Source organism: Mycobacterium sp. E2479, from assembly GCF_001667925.1.
GTDB lineage: Bacteria > Actinomycetota > Actinomycetes > Mycobacteriales > Mycobacteriaceae > Mycobacterium.
Genome location: NZ_LZJR01000010.1, coordinates 17,534 through 35,561 on the forward strand (window position 1 = coordinate 17,534; position 18,028 = coordinate 35,561).

Here is an 18,028-nt window from a genome sequence, read left to right on the forward strand (position 1 = left end):
GGATCCTCACTATGCGCTGGTCGGGTCGCTCGGGATATCAAGTGTGGCAATCGGATACAACCCGGAGCCATCGCGGCCGTCTCGCGCCAGGGCCATCGGCGCGTAGTTCACGACGTGCGAGGCGCCCGGTATGTGCTGTTGCCATTCGACCGAGGCTCGCACCGTGTAGTGGCCCGGCGCCAGGCCCGTCACGTCCACGTGCACCGACTCGGCGGCCGACTCCGCAACCGGCTCCTCGCGAGACTGGCTGGATTCATCGTGGACCAGCGTCTTGAGATTGACCGCCGCGGGCAGGCTGCGAACCACCGCACCCGAGAAATCCACCAGTTTGTAGCCGGGCACCCAGTGCTCGGTGGCCGCCGCCGAGCCGTAGTTGGTCCACTCGACCGAGATCGTCGCCACCTTCCCCTGCATCGATTGCGATCCGGGCTTTGCCTCGACCGAATACCGGTAGCCGGCAGAGGTATTGGCCTGGCTCCACAACTCAAACAGCTTGGGGTCCATCGCGGACGTCGCATCGCGGTCCGGGAAATCGGCGCTCGACGTCATCGACACGTGATACCGGATGACATCGTGCAGCCCCTTCTCGTAGTACGACCGCGCATCGGCACCCCTGGGCAATCGGCACCACTGGCTGATCACCAGCGCCGTCATCAGCCGCTGCCTGATCGCATTGACGACAGCGTCGTTGGACCGGACGTATTGGGAGTCGTTGGCCTCGGCCCACTCCGGCAACGGCGCCTGCACCCCGAGGCAGTCCGTGCGGATGCCCACCGGCGCGGCCAACTTCTTGGTGACGTCGTCGGCGAACAGCTGGCGGACGATCTCCGGATTCTGCGGAGCAACTACCAGTTGGGTGTGGCCGAAGGCGTTGACGTTGGCCGCGACCAGCTGGGCGATGGAGGCTTTGGTGATGCTCTGGTCGCGGAACTGGCTGTAATAGCCCAGTTTTGCGGTGCTGTCGTCGGGGGTGGGACCCGCAGCCCCTAGCGAATCGCGCAGATACGCGAGCTGGTTCTGGCCGAAGTCACCGTAGCCGGAGAATTCGAACACGGACAGCCGCTCGTCGCCGTCATAACGGCGGCCGAGCGCGCCCAAAAGGTGGCTGGCGCCATTGAGGTAGTCGGGGTCGTTGAAGTTCGGTACCACCTGGGTGATGCCCGGGCCCGAACCGGTCGACGGCGCGGGATAGCTGGCCGCCGACGGGCGCAGCCAGTCCGGAATCGCGATGTTGGTGTTGTCGGCGTAGGAATCGTTGCAGCAGGACTTGTAGACGTACACCCCCAGGATGAGGCGCATGTTGCGGCTGCCGAGTTTGGCCAGTGCGTCATCGATGGCGCTGAAATCGAACCTGCGGTCGTCGGGTGCGTCCGGGGGCAAGGTGCGCGGATCGACGGGCTGCAACTGCCGCCACGAGACACGCAAGCTGGCGTCGTACGACGCGGGCCAGGCAGAGTATCGCTGTTGCGCTGAATTACCCTGCGGGAAAAGCGGATTCAGCATTTCCTCATACTGGCCGCGCAATGGGTTGGGTATCTCCTGCGCGGTGGGCGGGATGGCCGGGCTGACCATCGCCGACAGCGGTCCCGGGTCGCTCTTTCCGCCGCAGCCGCTGAGCGCCACCGCCGCGCACACGACAGCGGCCAGCGCGCGTTTCCGCAATGAGCACACCATGGCGACGTCAGATCGCGTCCGACGACCGAGGGCTGCGCGCCTGCGCCGATACCGGCGCGGCGCCTGGCCCAGGCGAAGCGATCGTCGTCGTCAAGGTTGTTTCTCCCAATACACAGCGTTGCGAGTGCAAGTGGCCCCATGTTTCGCGCGTTCCAGCGGTGCGTGATCCGGCCCGGGGCAGGCCTTGATTGGCGTAGCGCAGCGTATCATGCGCGTTTCGGCATAGCTTCGCTGCAGCTCAGCGGCGTTCGACGGCGAAACGGCCGGCGCCGCCCGCTGGCGCGCAGTGAGACGGGTCACAATTGCGCGCCTGCCTGTCACGCTCGGCGGCTCTGCGGTGTCTCAAGGGCACAGGACCTTACGAGAAGGAGACAGCCATGACCGAGGTGGCACGCCGGAGAACCCATGTCGTCGTCGTCGGCGCCGGATACGCCGGAACGCTGGCGGCCAACCATCTGCGCCAGCACCCGGACGTCGACATCACCGTAGTGAACCCGCGACCCGTCTTCGTCGAGCGAATCCGCTTGCACCAGTTGGTTGCCGACACCGGCACGGCGACCGCCGATTACGCGACGCTGCTCGGCGAGGGGATCCAGTTGGTCGTGGGCAGCGTCGATCACATCGACGCCGCCGGCCGGCGTGTTTTGCTGGCCTCCGGCGCCGAGCTGGACTACGACTACCTGATCTACGCCGTGGGCAGCACCGGCGCCCCCGCAGAGACGGTGCCCGGCTACGCCGAATTCGCCCATTCGGTCGCCGACCTGGAAAGCGCGCAGCGACTGCACTACGCGCTCACCGATCTGCCGCTACCCGCACCCGTCACCGTGGTGGGTGGCGGATTGACCGGCATCGAGACGGCCGCCGAACTGGCTGAGAGCAGGCGCCCGGTGACGCTGGTCTGCGGCCCGGTGCTGGGTCCGTCGCTGAGCAAGCGGGGCCGGCGTTCGGTGGCCAAACAGTTGCGCGGCCTGCGTGTCAACGTGCTGGAGTCCGTGGCGGTGGCCGAGGTGCGCTGGAATGAGGTGGTGCTCACCGACGGCGTGGTGCTGCCCAGCGCGGCGACCATCTGGACGGCCGGATTCGCGGTGCCGGATCTGGCCGCGCGCAGCGGACTGCACACCGACCCGATGGGCCGGCTGCTCACCGACGAGACGCTCACCAGCATCGACGACGAACGGGTCGTCGCCGCGGGTGATGCCGCCGCGCCGTCGGGTCAACCGTTGCGGATGAGCTGCCAGGCCGCCGGCCCGATGGGTGCCCAGGCCGCCAACACCGTGCTCAGCCGTATCGCCGGCGAGGCTCCCGCGGCGCTGAGCCAGGCGTTCGTCGGCCAGTGCATCAGCCTGGGCCGCACCCACGCCACCGTGCAGTTCTCCCGCACCGACGACACGCCGGTGAACATGTTCCTCGGCGGCCGGGCGGCGGCGTCGATCAAAGAAGCGATCTGCAAAGGCACGGTGTGGTCGATCCGGCGGGAAGCCGCCAAGCCCGGTTCGTACCGCTGGATCAAGGGCGGTAAGCGGCCCGCGCAGTCACCGGCCGACGAGGAGGTCGCCGCGCGATGACGCAAGCACCGATCGGCAGCGAGCACGCCGAACGGTTCACCTTGCTGCGGCCACTGCTGTTCACCATCGCCTACGAGATGCTGGGCTCGGCGACCGAGGCCGACGACGTCTTGCAGGACAGTTATCTGCGGTGGGCGGCGGTCGACTTGGCGACGGTGCGTGACACCAAGTCGTATCTGGCCCAGCTGGTCACCCGTCAGGCGCTGAACTCGCTGCGGGCCGGTGCCCGCCGGCGCGAGGATTACGTGGGGCCGTGGCTGCCCGAGCCGCTGTTGCTCGACGAGCAGGATCCCTCGACCGACGTCGTTCTGGCGGAATCGATTTCGATGGCGATGCTGGTGTTGCTGGAGACGTTGAATCCCGACGAGCGGGCCGTGTTCGTACTGCGCGAGGTGTTCGGCTTCGACTACGGCGAGATCGCCGAGGCGGTGGGCAGGCCGGCGCCCACCGTACGGCAGGTGGCGCACCGGGCTCGCGAACACGTGCGCGCCCGGCGCAAGCGATTCGACTCGGTCGACCCGGAACGCAACGCCGAAATCACGGCGCAGTTCATGGCGACGGCGGCCGGCGGAGACGTGCAAGCGCTGATGGCGATGCTTGCCCCGGACGCGACCTGGACGGCCGACAGCGGCGGCGTGGTGAGCGCCGCCCGGCGGCCGGTGGTCGGTGCCGAAAAGGTCGCCCGCGCGATCGCCGGCCTGATGCGCCGGGCCGCGGCCCTGGGCACGATGCGGGTGGAGATGGTGACCTGCAACAGCGCCCCGGCGGTGTTGCTCTACCTCGGTGAACAGCTCGAAGGCGTGATCACCCTGGAGATCGCCGAGGACAAGATCACCAACTTCTATGTGATGCGCAACCCGCAGAAACTGGCCGCCCTGGCCACCGCCCGCGACATCAGCCGTAGCTGAGCAGCGGGCACCGCGGATGCGACACACCGCCGCTCTGTCAAGCTAGGGCTGTGCGAATCGACCGGCTCGGCGATCTTGGCGCCGCACCCCAGGTGCTGCGCGCCGTGGGCAACGCCACCCGCCGGCTCGGTTTGCCGCCGCCGGCCGCGCTGACCGGCGAATGGTTCGGCGCGCTGGCGGTGATCGCGCCGAGCCTGTCGGTGCGCCCGGTGCACGCCGACGACGTGTTCGCGGTTCAGGCATCGCCGACACCAGAGCCGCACGCAGTGGGCGGCGGCTGGATCGGCTACCTGTCTTATCCCGACCCCGCCGCCGACGCGCAGGCCTACCAGATCCCTGAGGCCGCGGGCGGCTGGACCGACTACTTGCTGCGCCGCGACCGCGACGGCCATTGGTGGTACGAGAGCCTCTCCGGCGCGCCGATGCCGGATTGGCTCGCCGCCGCGCTGGCGGCGCCGGCGGTCGTGGCGCGCGAATGCCACATCGATTGGGCCATCGCCGACCAGGCCGCACACCGAGACGGGGTGCTGGCATGCCTGGAAGCCATCCGCGCCGGCGAGGTCTACCAGGCTTGCGTGTGCACGCAGTTCACCGGAACGGTCACCGGCGCCCCGCTGGACTTCTTCATCGACGCCGTGGCGCGCACCTCCCCGGCCCGGGCGGCCTACCTCGCCGGTACGTGGGGCGCGGTGGCGTCGCTGTCGCCGGAGCTTTTCCTGCGGCGGCGCGGCACGATCGTGACGTCCAGCCCGATCAAGGGCACGCTGCCGCTGGATGCCTGGCCATCCGCACTGCGCGCGTCAGCCAAAGAGGTCGCCGAGAACATCATGATCGTCGACCTGGTGCGCAACGATCTTGGCCGGGTGGCCATCGTCGGCACGGTGACCGTGCCCGAGTTGTTGGTGGTGCGCCGCGCACCGGGCGTGTGGCACCTCGTGTCGACGGTGTCCGCGCAGGTTCCCAGCGAGTTACCGACGTCGGCGTTGCTGGACGCCACCTTCCCACCGGCCTCGGTCACCGGGACACCCAAACATCGCGCCCGTCAACTGCTCTCGCAGTGGGAACCAAATCGTCGTGGAATATATTGCGGCACAATAGGATTGGCATCGCCGGTGGCCGGTTGTGAGCTGAACGTCGCGATCCGAACCGTCGAATTCGATGCCGCGGGCGGCGCGGTGCTGGGCGTCGGCGGCGGGATCACCGCCGACTCCGATCCCGACGCCGAGTGGGCGGAATGCCTCCATAAGGCGTCCCCCGTCGTCGGGCTGCCGTCCGTCGCCGCCGCGAGTCCGGCCGGCTGACCGGGCGACCTCAGTCGCGTCGCGCTTGCAGCACCGCGTCGTAGAGTTGCCTCGCACGCACCCCAGAATGTGCGGCGGCCACCTGAGCGCAGGCGTCCTTGGCGCGGGCACCGCGTGCAATCAGCTCCTCCACCTCGGCGACCAGCGACGGGACGTCGGCGCTGGGAGCGGCGCCGGCCAGTACGACGGTGATCTCCCCGAGCACGCCGTCGGCCGCCCACGCCGACAGTTCGTCGAGCGATCCGCGGACCACCTCCTCGTGCACCTTGGTCAGCTCCCGGCATACCGCCGCCAGACGTGCGCCGCCGAGCCGTTCGACCGCGTCCCGCAGGCAGGCGGACAACCGACGCGGCGATTCGAAGAACACACAGGTGCGCCGCTCGTCGGAAAGTGAATCCAGCCAGGTCCGCCGCGCGCCCTTCTTACGCGGCGCGAATCCCTCGAAGCAGAACTTCTCGGCCGGCAGACCGGACAACGCCAGCGCGGTCGTCACCGCCGACGGTCCCGGCAGGCATCCCACCGGCAGCCCGGCCTCGACACAGGCCGTCACCAGCCGGTAGCCGGGGTCGCTGATCAGCGGCATCCCGGCGTCGCTGACCACCAGCACCGTGGCACCCGCGCGGATCGCCTCGATCACCGACTGCGCCCGGGCGTTCTCGACCTGGTCGAACATGCTGATCACCCGACCGCTGATCCGCACATCGAGGAACTTGGCCAGCGTGCGCACCCGACGGGTGTCCTCGGCGGCCACCACATCGGCTCGGGCCAGGGCGTCGATCAGCCGGGGGGAGGCGTCCGACGGCTGGCCTAGAGGGGTTGCGCCCAGCAACAGGCGGCCGGTGGTCATGACCGACAGCCTACGATCGACGTGATGACCGCCCCGCCCCGCGAATCCCTCTCGAACACAGAGGGTGCCGATACCGAGCGCGCGGTGCCCGTCGTCAGTCCCGGGCCGCTGGTGCCGGTCGCCGATTTCGGGCCGACCGATCAGGTCCGCGGCTGGGTGGTGACCGGGGTTATCACCCTGGTGGCGGCGGTGACGCGGTTTTTGAACCTGGGCTCGCCCACCGATGGCGGCACCCCGGTCTTCGACGAAAAGCACTACGCGCCGCAGGCCTGGCAGGTCCTGCACAACCACGGCGTCGAAGACAACCCCGGGTTCGGACTGGTCGTCCATCCGCCGGTCGGCAAGCAACTGATCGCGCTCGGTGAGGCGATCTTCGGCTACAACGGGGTCGGCTGGCGGTTCACCGGTGCATTGCTCGGCGTGGTCATGGTGGCGCTGGTGATGCGGATCGTCCGGCGGCTCAGCCGCTCGACGCTGATCGGCGCGATCGCCGGCGTGCTGGTGATCTGCGACGGTGTCAGCTTTGTCGCCTCGCGGACCGCATTGCTCGACGGCATCCTCACGTTCTTCGTGGTCGCGTCGTTCGGTGCGCTGATCGTCGACCGCGACCAGGTTCGGCAGCGAATGCACATCGCGCTGCAGGAGGGCCGCATCGGCGACACGGCGTGGGGTCCGCGGCTGGGCGTGCGCTGGTGGCGCTTCGGCGCCGGAATTCTCCTCGGATTGGCTTGCGGCACAAAGTGGTCCGGCCTGTACTTCGTGCTGTTCTTCGGTGCCCTGTCGCTGGCGTTCGACGTGGCGGCGCGCCGTCAGTACCAGGTGACCCGACCTTGGCTGGGGACCCTGCGGCGTGACCTCGTCCCGACCGCGTACGCGCTGGCCGTCATGCCGGCGTTGGTGTATCTGGCCAGTTACGCACCGTGGTTCGCCTCCGAGACCGCCATCGACCGGCACGAGGTGGGCCAGACGATCGGCCCGCATTCGGTGGTGCCCATGCCCGACGCCATCCGATCGCTGTGGCATTACACCGCCAAGGCGTTCCAATTCCACGCCGGCTTAACGAATTCCGCCGGCAACTATCACCCGTGGGAATCCAAACCGTGGAGTTGGCCGATGTCACTGCGGCCGGTACTCTATGCCATCGACGAGCAGAACGTCGCCGGGTGCGGGGCACAATCGTGCGTCAAGGCCGAGATGCTGGTGGGCACCCCGGCGATGTGGTGGCTGGCGGTGCCCGTCCTCATTTTCGCGTTGTGGCGCATGTTGGTGCGCCGCGACTGGCGGTACGCCGCGGTGCTGGTCGGCTACTGCGCGGGCTGGCTGCCCTGGTTCGCCGACATCGACCGACAGATGTACTTCTTCTACGCCGCGACCATGGCGCCGTTTTTGGTGATGGCCATCGCGCTTACCTGCGGCGACATTCTCTACACCCCGGGAGCCCCGCCCCGGCGGCTGCGGCCGCGGGCGTATTCGGAGCGACGCACGCTGGGGCTGATCGCCGTGTGCTGTTACGTGGCCTTGGTGGTGACCAACTTCGCCTGGCTGTTCCCGGTGCTCACCGGTCTGCCGATTTCGCAGCAGACGTGGAATATGGAGATCTGGCTGCCCAGCTGGCGCTAGTTGGTTCTCCGCGAAACTGCAACTAGCGACGGCCCAACTCGGGAAATGCGTTGCCAGTTGCAGTTTCGCGGCATCGTCACAGCAGGTCGCGGGCGACCGGGCAGGACATGCACCGGGGTCCGCCGCGGCCGGTACCGAGTTCGGATCCCGGGATGGTCAGCACCTCGATGCCGGCGTTCTGTAGACGAATGTTGGTCTGCACGTTGCGTTCGTAGGCGATTACCACGCCGGGCGCCAGGGCCAGCGTGTTGTTGCCGTCGTCCCACTGCTCACGTTCGGCCACAACGGGATCCAGTCCCGTGTCGATGACCCGCAGCTTGTCGATCTCCATCGCCTTGGCCGCGGCCTCCAGGAACGGGGCCTCGTCGCTGATGGCGACCCCGTCGGGCGTGCGCGCAATGGTGAAGGCCGACAACGAGTCGACGATATTCGCGTACATCACCACCGTGTCGGTGTCGACCATCGTGCACACCGTGTCCAGGTGCATCTGGGCGCGCCGCTGCGCGATCGGCACCGCGAGCACCGTGTTCGCGAGGTCGTCGTCAAACAGGCTGCGCGCCAACGCTTCCGCGCCGGCCGGAGTGGTGCGCTCGCCGACCCCGACCGCCACCACGCCCGGCGCCAGCAACAGCACGTCGCCGCCCTCGACGGGGGCGGTGCGCGACTCGTAGGCACGCCGCACGCCGGTGAACCGAGGGTGATGGGCGTAGATGAGATCGGTCAGCGACGCCTCGCGCACGCGGGCACGCAGTGCCAGCGTAGGGATGACCACCCGCTGGCCGATCCAGATCGACGAGTCGCGGGTGAACACCAGGTTGGGCAGCGGATCGATGACGAAGTCGCCGCCGTGATGCATGCGCAGCACCAACGACACGTCGGTCCGGGTGCCCGGGGGCAACTCGTTGAACGTCATGCCGGCCATCAGAATCTGGGCCAGCCGCGCCGGCTCGAGTCCCCTCAGGTACGCCGAAAGTTCCTGAGCCAGAGGCACTCCGAGTCGTCGCGCGTCGACGGCGGCCGCGACGCCCTGCATGCGGGCGGCTCCACTGTACGTCAGCGCCTCGGTGAGCAGATCCGACAACAGCAGCACCTCGATGCCGCGGGACCGCAGCAGTGCCGAGAACTGGTCATGCTCGTCTTGCGCGCGGGCGACCCACGGCAGTCCGTCGAACAGCAGCTGGTCGACGTTGCGCGGATTGAGGCGGAGCAACTCGGCGCCGGGGCGGTGCAGGATGACCACGCGCAGCGCGCCGACCTCGGAATTGGTGCCCAGCTCGACAACACCCACGGGTCAACCGTAGCGGCGCGGGGCCGCGCGGTCCCGGCACACGCCCGTCGCGCGCCTCGGACCATCGAACGGATGTGCGATAAACTCGCCTTCGTGGAGATCGCGGTCCAAGGCTCCCTGTTCCAGCACACCGAGCGCCGACAACTCGGCGACGGCGCGTTCATCGAGATCCGCGCCGGCTGGCTCACCGATGCCGACGACCTGCTGGACGCCTTGTTGTCGACGGTGCCGTGGCGCGAGGAGCGCCGGCAGATGTACGACCGCGTTGTCGACGTGCCACGGCTGGTGAGCTTCCATGACCTTGCCGTTGACGAGCCGCCGCATCCGGAGCTGGCCCGGCTGCGGCGGCGGCTCAATGACATCTACGCCGGGGAGCTAGGTGAGCCGTTCACCACGGTCGGCTTGTGTTGCTATCGCAACGGCTCGGACAGCGTGGCCTGGCACGGCGACACCATCGGCCGTAGCAGTACCGAGGACACCATGGTCGCGATCGTCAGCCTAGGTGCCACCCGCTCGTTCGCGATGCGCCGCCGCGGCGGCGGCCCGTCCCTGCGGCTGCCCCAAGCGCATGGCGATCTGCTGGTGATGGGCGGATCGTGCCAGCGCACCTGGGAGCACTCCGTGCCGAAGACGACGGCGTCCGTCGGCCCCCGGGTGAGCATCCAGTTCCGCCCTCGCGGCGTGCGCTAGCCGCCGCCGCCATCAACCCTGCGGCGGTCGCAAGCGCGGCAACGCCGGGCGCAGCGGGCCGCCGCCATCAACACTGCGGCGGTCGCAAGCGCGGCAACGCCGGGCGCAGCGGGCCGCCGCCATCAACACTGCGGTCAGGTACGCACCGCCGTCACCGCTTTGACGAGCAAATCGCGCGCCCGCTGGGTGTCCACCGGAGCAACCGGCTGATCGGGAATTACCAGCGGGTTGGCGATGACGATCACCTGGTATTCGCCGAAAGCCGCCGAATAGTCATACAGCTCGCCAGTGCGTGGACCGCCCGGCGTCAACGCCTGCATGACGCGATGTACGCCCAGCGTGCGAGTGCTCTCGATCTGAGGCACCTCGACCACCTGGACACCGCCTCGCAGCTGCGGGCCGGTGAAAGTCACCTTGTTGCAATCCTTCCCAGGATCGTTGAATGGCAACGCTTTTGAGGTCTCTAACGCGATCACCACGAACCGGTTGCCGCGGCCCTCCGCGGTGACCGCGGACATGTTGCCCTGCAGGTCCGCCGGCATGTCCGGCCCGGCCGCGACTTTCGCGCAGTTCGCGGGGTCGAACGTCAGCCCGTCAGGCAGTTTGCGGCCGGCCATCAGCTTGGGATCGATTCCTTGTTTGCTGACGTCGCTGACCTGGAACTCGGGTCCGAAGCTGGACTTCACGTCGACGACCTTGTTGATGTCGGCCTCCTCCGGGTGAGTGGCCGATGAGCAGCCGGCCACGACGCAGACAGCCGCTGTCGCGAGCAACACCTTGGACATCGAGGCCAATCTACCCAAGCGGAGCGCTCAGCTGCGCAACGTGGACACCGTTTTCGCGAGGAGATCCGCGGCGAATTGCGGCGGCAGCACCGGGAGCGACGAACCCGGATCGGTGGTCAAAGTGGTAAATGCGTAGTAGTTGCCCAGGTACGCGCTGAACGTGTAAGTGCGCGAATCTATTTCAGTGCCCGATTCGACGGATGACTTGACGTCGGCCACCATTCCGACGGTGTCGACACCGTCGACATGCGGCGCGTCGGTGAGGTGGACATGTACCACGGTCCGCCCGGCGGTCTCGGACCATTGGGCACACGCGGCGACGAGGTCTTCCGGGAAATCCACTGGCCCTGGCAAAGCGACCACCACCGCGTCGACGATGCCGCCGCTCCCCGATCCCGAGACGCCCTGCGCCAACTGGTCGCGCCCGTTCCCGGGGTCGGCCAACGTTGCGCACTTGGCCGGCTTGACCTGCGGGTCGCCCCCGAGGCTCCACATCATTCTGGGTGAGGCGGCACTGGGTATTCCGGTGGTCACCTCGTACCCGGGTGGCAGGTCGCGCACGACGCGTTTGATATTGGCGGGGTTGACCGCAACGGCCGTCGTCGGAGCGAATTTCGTGGGCACGGCCGACGGAGCCCGCCCCGATGAGTGGCCGCAAGCGCCGAGCGCCAGCGCGAGCACTGCAACCAGCGGCGGGCCAATCCGGAACGGCCGCATGAGGAGTTGATAGCACAAGACACCGCCGTACCGTCTCCCCCACGCCAGTGCCGGGGCCGGCCGGAATGACTTCCGTCATTTAGTCAGCTCAGGAAGGACGCTGCCATCCTCAAACGTGCTAGCGGATGCGCCAGCAGATTTGGAAGTCACCTGATGCTCCCGACTGGCCGCGGGTTGCAACACCATGCGGGCGACGGTCTCAGCCAACCGCCGCGATAACCTGCCGGGCCACGCGCTTGATCTGCTCGGCGTCGTCACGCCGCAGGCCGCGCGGTTGCGGCACATCGATCACGGTGGCGATGACGCCGACGTCTTCGCGCTGCCAGACGGCTCCGTAGCGGTCCATGATCGCGCGCATCGGAGCGTTGTCGGAAAGCATTCGCGCGGAGAACCTTTCGATGCCGTCGACCGTGGCGGCGATGGACAGCGCGCTGATCAAGAAGGTGCCGACGCCGCGACCCTGATAGGCATCGGCGACGGTGAAGGCGATCTCGGCGACCGTTGGGTCGCTCTCGTCGCGCACGAAGCGCGCGTCGGCCACCGGGTCGCTGCCGTCGGTGACCACCCACACGAAGTGATCGACGTAGTCGACCTCCGATAGGTAGTGCATCAGTGCGGGGGTTGGCAGACGCGGGGTCATGAACCGCCGATAGAGCGTGTCGCTGGAAAAGTAGATGTGTCCGTGCACGGTGCGCTCGCTGTCGCCGGGAAGCACCGGGCGCAGCAACAGCAGCGTGCCGTCACGTACCCGAATCGGGATCGGCGTGATGAATGCGGCGAGACGTTGACGCACTGTGCGCAGCAGCCGCGACATGACGTCGGGGATGTGCACCATGCTGGCGAAGGCCCTGGTGTCACCGATCCAGCCGGTCAGCGGTTCGGCGGTGGTCACCGTCGCGGTCCGGGGAATGTCACGCAGCAGGGCGATCTCGCCGACAATCATCCCCGGGGAGGCATGCTCGACCATCACCACGCCGTCGTCACCCATGTGTTCGATCTCGGCGGTACCAGACGAGATCAGCAGAAACGAGACGGCCTGCTCTCCCTGCCGCATCAGCACCTGGCCGGCCGCGGCGCGAAGTGGCTGCAGGCGACCCGCCAGCGGCGCAAGGTCTTCGGCGGGACACCCCTTGAAGATGTCCATCGTCGCCAGCTCGTCCACCCGCGCGCCGGTCAGTCCGGCCACCGCTATAGACCGCCACCCGCAGCATCGCGACGCCGCTCTGCGCGTCGCGATGCTGCCATGACCTGCCCGCCTGCTTGCCGTCGTCTACCGCGCCGGGCCGAACCCCCCGGATGCGGTCGGATGTTGCCAGGTTATGAGCACGGTTGCGGCTCCGGCAAGGATGCGCGGGTCACTCGTGCAATTAGGCGGCCCACCGGCAATCAGATGCGCCGGCCTCCGCCTCGCCCAACGTTCGGCAGTGTCAGGCGATCTTTTGACTCGGCTCCAGCACGAAATCCACCACGATCGCCGCCATGTCGTCGATCGCGCGGCGAGCGATCACCTCATAGCCGTGGGTGCTCAGCGTGGGCAGGCAGAGCAGGCCGGCGCGCGCGGTCAGCCCACTCGCCTTGGAGTGCGACGCGTCGGATTCAAACGCGCCCAGCGCGGCCGCCTGCGGTGACAGCTCCAGGTTGGTGGCGATTGTCAGGAGCCGGTCGGCAACTTCTTTGTCGTAGATACATAGGGCGTCGCTGTAACCGACGATCGGGCCGCCGGTGACGCTGGTGTTGTATTCGCGTTCGGTGGGGCCGACCTCCAAGGCAAGGGTCAGATCGCCGGGCAACGTGGCGCTGGCGTAGGTGCCCCCCACCCCGCCGACCTCCTCGTTGGTGGTGAACACCAGGTACACGTCATCGGCGGGGCGTTGCCCGCGCTCACGCAGTTGGCGTGCGGCGTGCAGCAGGGCGGCCACCGCGGCGCGGTCGTCGAGGAAGTAGGCGCCGACGTAATCTCCGACCTCGACAACGGCTCTCTTGCTGCGGTCGACGCACACCCGGGTTCCGGCGTGCACCCCCGCCGCGGTCAGCTCGCCGGTGCTGCGGCCGGTGAAGACGTAGACGTGATGCCAATCCAGCGCACGGTCGCCCTGATCGGGTTTGGTCTCCCAGATTCGCGAGCTCTCCTGGGTTGTGTGCTCGGAGCCGAGAGTCAGTACGGCGGTGAGGGTCTCGTTGTCGCCCAGCACGGCTACGGGACCCAGTCCGAAGTTGCCCGGGTACATGGTGCCCAGCTGCGTCAGATGCAATGTGCCATCGGATTCCACGCGCTTGACAATCATGGACAGTTCGTCCATGTGCGCCATGACCCGTGTCGCGGTCCCGGGGATGGACTCCGTGCGGTGGCGATGGTTGGGGGCTCCGGTATCGCCGGCCGACGGGTTGGCGGCGACGTAGCCGATCAGGTTGCCGGCGTCGTCGGTCCACATGTCATCGACAACGGATTGCAGTTCGCGGGCGATGACCGCGCGTACCTCCCCCTCCTGCCCGCACGGTCCATAGGTCGATAGAAGTTCTTGCAATAACTCGTCGATGTAGTCGCGGTCGCGGTGCGCCATCGGATCCTCTCCGTGAGTTCGTATCAGAGGGTCAGTACCCGTGTTGGCCTGCGGCAATCCCAACCATGGCCAACCGGTACTTTTCGGCGACGGCGTGCCGAATCCCTGTCAACTCACGGCGTCCGGGTCTGCCAACGAGATGAGGATGTGCGACGGCGTCGGTCCTCCCTGGTGCAATTGGTAGCGCCCGCCGGCCAAGGCTCGGCGGGCCGGCTTGCTGGGCACCAGATGCGGAAAGTCATAGGTTGTGATGGTCAGGCGCAGTCGGTGGCCCGCGGCGATCAAGGCGGCCGTCGGAAAGATCTCCACGTCATAGCGAGTCACCTCCCCCGGCACGACGGGCTGGGCGGCCGATCGGGTGCTCATGTGCTGTGGCCGCAATACGGTGCCGTCCGGCAGGTACCACGTGCGGTCGGGGTCCAGCTTGCGATGCGAGCCCAGCAGCGCGCCCATGGTCAGCGGGCGGCTGGCGCCGTCGGGCGCGACGTCATCGAGGTGCGCGACCCACAACGTCTCGGTGGTGCTGGCCGTCGCGTGCAGGGTCAATGCGATCGGCCCGGCAGCCAGCTTCGCCTCGGCGAACGGCTCGGTGGTGTAGGTCAGCGAGCCGCGCTGCAGGCGGCGATTGTCCTGGTCGTAGCGGATGCTACGGCCCCGTTGGGAGAGCATGAAGCTGTTCAAGCCCAGCGACCACTGTTCGAGGCTGCGACCGGACAGGGGTCCTCGCGCCACATAGGTCAGTGACGCCGCGGTACCCTCCGGCGAGGCGTCCGAACTCAGCCGGCCCGAGTGGCACAGGTAGAAGCGGCTTGGCTTCGCCTCGTCGAGCGGATAGTTATCGGCGCGATACCACTGTGAGCTTCCAATCGCTTGGAAGGTCAACGGCTTTCCGGAGATGGCCGCGTCGGCGTCGTTTTTGAGCCAGTGATCGAACCAGCGCAATTGCAGCGCATTGAGGTGCAGCCCGCCGTGGTTCGACACGTGATACCACGGGCCCATCATCAGTCGGATGCGATCCGATACCGGCTGGCCGGGTTCCATCAGGGCGTCGTCAGGCCGTCCGACGGCCGCGTTCTGCAACGCGGTGTAGTTCAGCGGCGCGCCGCGTTGGAACGCGTCGTGCCACCCACCGACGAGGAACGTCGCAATGCGGTTGGCGGCGACCTTGGACAGGACCAGCGCCGGACTCATCGCGTCCCAAAATGGGCCGTGATAGGCGGTTTCGCCGCCGGCGACAACCTCGGCGATCAAGGGTCGGAAATAACGCCGCTGGTCGCGTCCGCGCTGTCGAACCGCGGCGAGGCCGCCGGAGCGCGGTCGTTCGTGACCGCCGCGGGCCAGCCACTCCAGTGCCGGGTTGACGACGTTGAGGAGCGTGTAGACGGACCCGTAGCCGCGGACGGCGTGCAAGTGCGGCACGCCCCCCATCGTGGCGGCGTCACGATAGAAATCGCGGGCCGCCATCACCGGGAAGATCGCTTTCAGCGGCGAATCGGGGCCAACCGCGGCCGCGGTGAACAGCTGATTGATCGCCAAGTAGGACAGCCCGACCATGCCGACGCGACCGTTGGCATTGGGCAGCGTGGACGCCCACTGCACCAGCTCCACTCCGTCCTGCGTCTGGCGCTCGCCGCACATCTCGAACGATCCGCCCGAGGATCCCGTGCCACGGACGTCGACCATCACCTCGATGTAGCCCCGTTTGATCAGGTAAGGAGCCGGGCCGCCGCCGATCTGGGCGGCCGGTGGGGGCGCCTTCTTGCCGTAGGGCGTGATCGACAGCAGCACGGGAAACGGGCCCGCGGCGGCCTGTCCAGTGTCGGGCACGGTGGGATAATGGATATCTGCCCTCAAGTCGACACCATCGGTCATCGGCACCGCAACGTTGTGCCGAACGCCCACGCCGTACGTCGCTGGGCGCGGCGTCCACTCCGGCGCGAACGGCGACGGGCTGGTTATGCGAACGCGTCGCCTCCGGGTCGTGCGCTTCAATCGCCGCCTAGCCATCAAAACGTTTCCACCACGGTCGAAAGACGATCGGGATCCCGTCCATTTCACCATCGGCAGCTCCCCCTGACCTCGCGGCGGCATTGCCGCGAATTACTCCAAGAACTTAGAGCACCCACCCCGGAGGCTGAGCGGCCACCGGGGTGGTTGCCACGACCCCTTTGCCAGCAGGAGATCGGATGACGTGGACGGCGAAGTGTCGTCCATAAAGTCCTCGAAGCTGACGCGGCGACGGGCTGTATTGGCGCGTACTTGGAGTCATTGATAAATAGCTTTAGGCGCTTTGCGCAATATTGCACACACGTAAAAAGACCGCGATAGCATCGGCTAACCGGCGGTCGATATTGCCGCGGTTGTCTCTACCGCAGAAAGGTGAACCGATGAGCGCAAGCAAGAAGAAGATGCTGAAAACTGCCGCACTGGTCGCGGTGCTGACCGGTGTGATGCTGGGGTCGTCCGGCTGCATCACGATCGACCTAGGGGGCGGCGGCCGCGCAATCGCCGTCAATCCGGCCTGACCGGCAATCGCTAGCGCTTGTAGCCGATAGCGGCGCGTGGCGCGGACTTTTTGTCTGTCGGCGCGCGCCGCTAAAGGACAACGCTTCGCCACTGTTGTACGGGCGCCTTGTCGTGAAGCAGCGGGCTCTGCTTCGTCGAGTGCAGCGCGCCTATCGCCGCGATCGTCTTACCGCAGCGGCCTGTCCCGCCCGCCTTCAGATCGGATAAAGTGACAGCCGACTGCCGGTTGTAACGTCCTCAAGCCGATACGGAGGCGGCGAATGCCCGTCAGCACCTCGAGCCCGAGCGTGTTCGAAGCGGGCCTGCCCACCATCGAGTACGACGTCGCCACCGCCACACCGGACGAGGTCTACCCGCAGTTTCAAGCAGCACAGCGACAAGCACCGATCGCGCTGGGACCCTATGGACCCGAGGTGCTCTCCTACGAACTTGTGCGGAACCTGCTGCGAGACAATCGGTTCCAGATTCCCCCCGGCTACATTCTCGCCGTCCAGGGCATCACCTCCGGGCCCCTTTGGGACAAAGTCGTCAACTCGTTGTTGGGCATGGAGGGCGCAAGACACCAGCGCGTCCGCAGTGTCGTGTCGAAAGCCTTCACCCCGCGCGCTGTCGAACGCCTGCACGCGACGATCACCGAGGTCATCGACGAACTCGTCGAACCGATCAGCCGCCGAGGTCACTGCGACGTCGTCACCGACATCGCGCGGCCCTACCCCGTGCCCGTCATCTGCGCTTTGCTTGGTGCGCCTCGCGAAGACTGGCAACGGTTTTCGCTGTGGGCCGACGCCATCTTCAAAGCTTTCAACTTCACCTTCACCGTCGATGACGTGCCCGCCGTGATGCGCGCGTGGGGCGAACTGGACGACTACGTCGACGACATGATCGCCAGACGTCGCGACACCTTGACCGACGACCTGCTCTCCGACCTCATCCGCGCCGAACACGACGGGGACCGACTCGACGCCGCAGAGCTGCGCATGCTCGCTGCCGCTTTGTTGCTCGCGGGCACTGACACGACCCGCAACCAGGTGGCGGCGTCCATCGGCGTGCTTTGTGAGCACCCGGACCAGTGGGAGCTCTTGCGAAACTCTCCCGACTTGGCGATGAATGCCGTGGAAGAGACCATGCGGCACTCCCCGATCGCGACCTCGCTATTGCGCGTCGTCGCCGAGGACGTCGAACTCTGCGGCGTGGTCTTTCCCGCGGGGACACTGGTGTTCGCGAATACCGCTGCGGCCAACCGCGATCCAGCGATCTATGACGATCCCAACCGGTTCGACATCACCCGCGAGGGGTTGCCGCCGGTACTCAATTTCGGTGCAGGCGTGCACTACTGCCTGGGGGCGAACCTGGCGCGGCGCGAGATCGCCGAGGCGCTGAAAACCGTCACTCGCCGGATCGCGAACCCCCGCAAGAACGGACCAGCACCCTGGAAGCCGATTGTCGGACTGAGCGGGCCGGCGAGCCTGCCCATCGCCTTCGACAGCTGAGGGCCGTTGACTCAGGCTGGTGAACCGTAAAGACCGATTTGATATCGACTACTGCA

15 protein-coding genes are annotated in these 18,028 nt (G+C 67.3%); 7 read left to right on the forward strand and 8 right to left on the reverse strand.

All coding sequences use genetic code 11. From position 1 onward, the window contains the following. Positions 1–9: 9 nt before the first annotated feature. Positions 10–1,674: a hypothetical protein gene (locus tag A5686_RS01315; RefSeq protein ID WP_067930009.1), complete on the reverse strand. Its 1,665-nt coding sequence runs from the start codon at positions 1,672–1,674 to the stop codon at positions 10–12. Positions 1,675–2,051: 377 nt separating this feature from the next. Here A5686_RS01315 and A5686_RS01320 point away from each other — a divergent pair, with 377 nt between their 5' ends. The 3 genes from A5686_RS01320 to A5686_RS01330 are packed head-to-tail and all read left to right on the forward strand — an operon-like array spanning position 2,052 to position 5,448. After that, a complete protein-coding gene (locus tag A5686_RS01320; RefSeq protein ID WP_067930011.1) occupies positions 2,052–3,239 on the forward strand; it encodes an NAD(P)/FAD-dependent oxidoreductase in 1,188 nt (395 codons plus the stop codon). After that, positions 3,236–4,147, forward strand: a complete 912-nt coding sequence (locus A5686_RS01325) for an RNA polymerase sigma-70 factor (protein WP_067930013.1) — start codon at positions 3,236–3,238, stop codon at positions 4,145–4,147. Before A5686_RS01320 ends, A5686_RS01325 begins: the two co-directional genes overlap by 4 nt. Positions 4,148–4,197: 50 nt before the next feature. Then, a complete protein-coding gene (locus A5686_RS01330; RefSeq protein ID WP_067930015.1) occupies positions 4,198–5,448 on the forward strand; it encodes an aminodeoxychorismate synthase component I in 1,251 nt (416 codons plus the stop codon). A 10-nt stretch (positions 5,449–5,458) separates the two neighbouring features. On the opposite strand, the gene rsmI is transcribed toward A5686_RS01330, so the two are convergent. Then, positions 5,459–6,295 carry a 16S rRNA (cytidine(1402)-2'-O)-methyltransferase gene (gene rsmI, locus A5686_RS01335; RefSeq protein WP_067930017.1) on the reverse strand — a complete coding sequence of 279 codons (837 nt, stop codon included), beginning with the start codon at positions 6,293–6,295 and terminating at the stop codon, positions 5,459–5,461. A 24-nt stretch (positions 6,296–6,319) separates the two neighbouring features. On the opposite strand from rsmI, the gene A5686_RS01340 reads away from it, so the two are divergent. Continuing rightward, entirely contained in the window at positions 6,320–7,915 is a 1,596-nt protein-coding gene (locus tag A5686_RS01340) for a dolichyl-phosphate-mannose--protein mannosyltransferase (RefSeq protein WP_067930019.1), read from the forward strand. 76 nt (positions 7,916–7,991) lie between these two features. On the opposite strand, the gene arcA is transcribed toward A5686_RS01340, so the two are convergent. Further along, positions 7,992–9,203 (reverse strand): arginine deiminase, encoded by a 1,212-nt coding sequence (gene arcA / locus A5686_RS01345; protein ID WP_067930021.1) that lies wholly within the window; start codon positions 9,201–9,203, stop codon positions 7,992–7,994. Positions 9,204–9,296: 93 nt separating this feature from the next. On the opposite strand from arcA, the gene A5686_RS01350 reads away from it, so the two are divergent. Beyond that, positions 9,297–9,893 (forward strand): alpha-ketoglutarate-dependent dioxygenase AlkB, encoded by a 597-nt coding sequence (locus A5686_RS01350; protein ID WP_197520448.1) that lies wholly within the window; start codon positions 9,297–9,299, stop codon positions 9,891–9,893. 134 nt (positions 9,894–10,027) lie between these two features. Here A5686_RS01350 and A5686_RS01355 read toward each other — a convergent pair whose 3' ends face one another. The 5 genes from A5686_RS01355 to A5686_RS01375 form a co-directional block, all read right to left on the reverse strand. Next, positions 10,028–10,678, reverse strand: a complete 651-nt coding sequence (locus A5686_RS01355) for a DUF5642 family protein (RefSeq protein ID WP_067930025.1) — start codon at positions 10,676–10,678, stop codon at positions 10,028–10,030. A 27-nt stretch (positions 10,679–10,705) separates the two neighbouring features. Beyond that, positions 10,706–11,395, reverse strand: coding sequence for a DUF5642 family protein (locus A5686_RS01360; protein WP_067930027.1), 690 nt, complete (start codon positions 11,393–11,395; stop codon positions 10,706–10,708). Between the two features lie 199 nt (positions 11,396–11,594). Then, entirely contained in the window at positions 11,595–12,539 is a 945-nt protein-coding gene (locus A5686_RS01365) for a GNAT family N-acetyltransferase (RefSeq protein ID WP_156749894.1), read from the reverse strand. Between the two features lie 283 nt (positions 12,540–12,822). Then, a complete protein-coding gene (locus A5686_RS01370; RefSeq protein WP_067930032.1) occupies positions 12,823–13,956 on the reverse strand; it encodes a M20/M25/M40 family metallo-hydrolase in 1,134 nt (377 codons plus the stop codon). 108 nt (positions 13,957–14,064) lie between these two features. After that, positions 14,065–15,858, reverse strand: coding sequence for a CocE/NonD family hydrolase (locus A5686_RS01375; protein ID WP_067930034.1), 1,794 nt, complete (start codon positions 15,856–15,858; stop codon positions 14,065–14,067). A gap of 485 nt (positions 15,859–16,343) precedes the next feature. On the opposite strand from A5686_RS01375, the gene A5686_RS26995 reads away from it, so the two are divergent. Both A5686_RS26995 and A5686_RS01380 read left to right on the forward strand, forming a co-directional pair. Next, complete coding sequence (locus tag A5686_RS26995) at positions 16,344–16,481, forward strand: hypothetical protein (protein WP_156749890.1); 138 nt, start codon at positions 16,344–16,346, stop codon at positions 16,479–16,481. A 261-nt stretch (positions 16,482–16,742) separates the two neighbouring features. Further along, positions 16,743–17,972, forward strand: coding sequence for a cytochrome P450 (locus A5686_RS01380; protein WP_067930036.1), 1,230 nt, complete (start codon positions 16,743–16,745; stop codon positions 17,970–17,972). Positions 17,973–18,028 lie beyond the last annotated feature (56 nt).

Coding starts and splice junctions, on each gene's coding strand:
- A5686_RS01340 (WP_067930019.1), top strand. CDS start 6,320: ATGACCGCCCCGCCCCGCGAATCCCTCTCGAACACAGAGGGTGCCGAT.
- A5686_RS01315 (WP_067930009.1), bottom strand. CDS start 1,674: ATGGTGTGCTCATTGCGGAAACGCGCGCTGGCCGCTGTCGTGTGCGCG.
- A5686_RS01380 (WP_067930036.1), top strand. CDS start 16,743: ATGCCCGTCAGCACCTCGAGCCCGAGCGTGTTCGAAGCGGGCCTGCCC.
- A5686_RS01365 (WP_156749894.1), bottom strand. CDS start 12,539: ATGGACATCTTCAAGGGGTGTCCCGCCGAAGACCTTGCGCCGCTGGCG.
- A5686_RS01355 (WP_067930025.1), bottom strand. CDS start 10,678: ATGTCCAAGGTGTTGCTCGCGACAGCGGCTGTCTGCGTCGTGGCCGGC.
- rsmI (WP_067930017.1), bottom strand. CDS start 6,295: ATGACCACCGGCCGCCTGTTGCTGGGCGCAACCCCTCTAGGCCAGCCG.
- A5686_RS01325 (WP_067930013.1), top strand. CDS start 3,236: ATGACGCAAGCACCGATCGGCAGCGAGCACGCCGAACGGTTCACCTTG.
- A5686_RS01360 (WP_067930027.1), bottom strand. CDS start 11,395: ATGCGGCCGTTCCGGATTGGCCCGCCGCTGGTTGCAGTGCTCGCGCTG.
- A5686_RS01370 (WP_067930032.1), bottom strand. CDS start 13,956: ATGGCGCACCGCGACCGCGACTACATCGACGAGTTATTGCAAGAACTT.
- A5686_RS26995 (WP_156749890.1), top strand. CDS start 16,344: ATGAGCGCAAGCAAGAAGAAGATGCTGAAAACTGCCGCACTGGTCGCG.
- A5686_RS01320 (WP_067930011.1), top strand. CDS start 2,052: ATGACCGAGGTGGCACGCCGGAGAACCCATGTCGTCGTCGTCGGCGCC.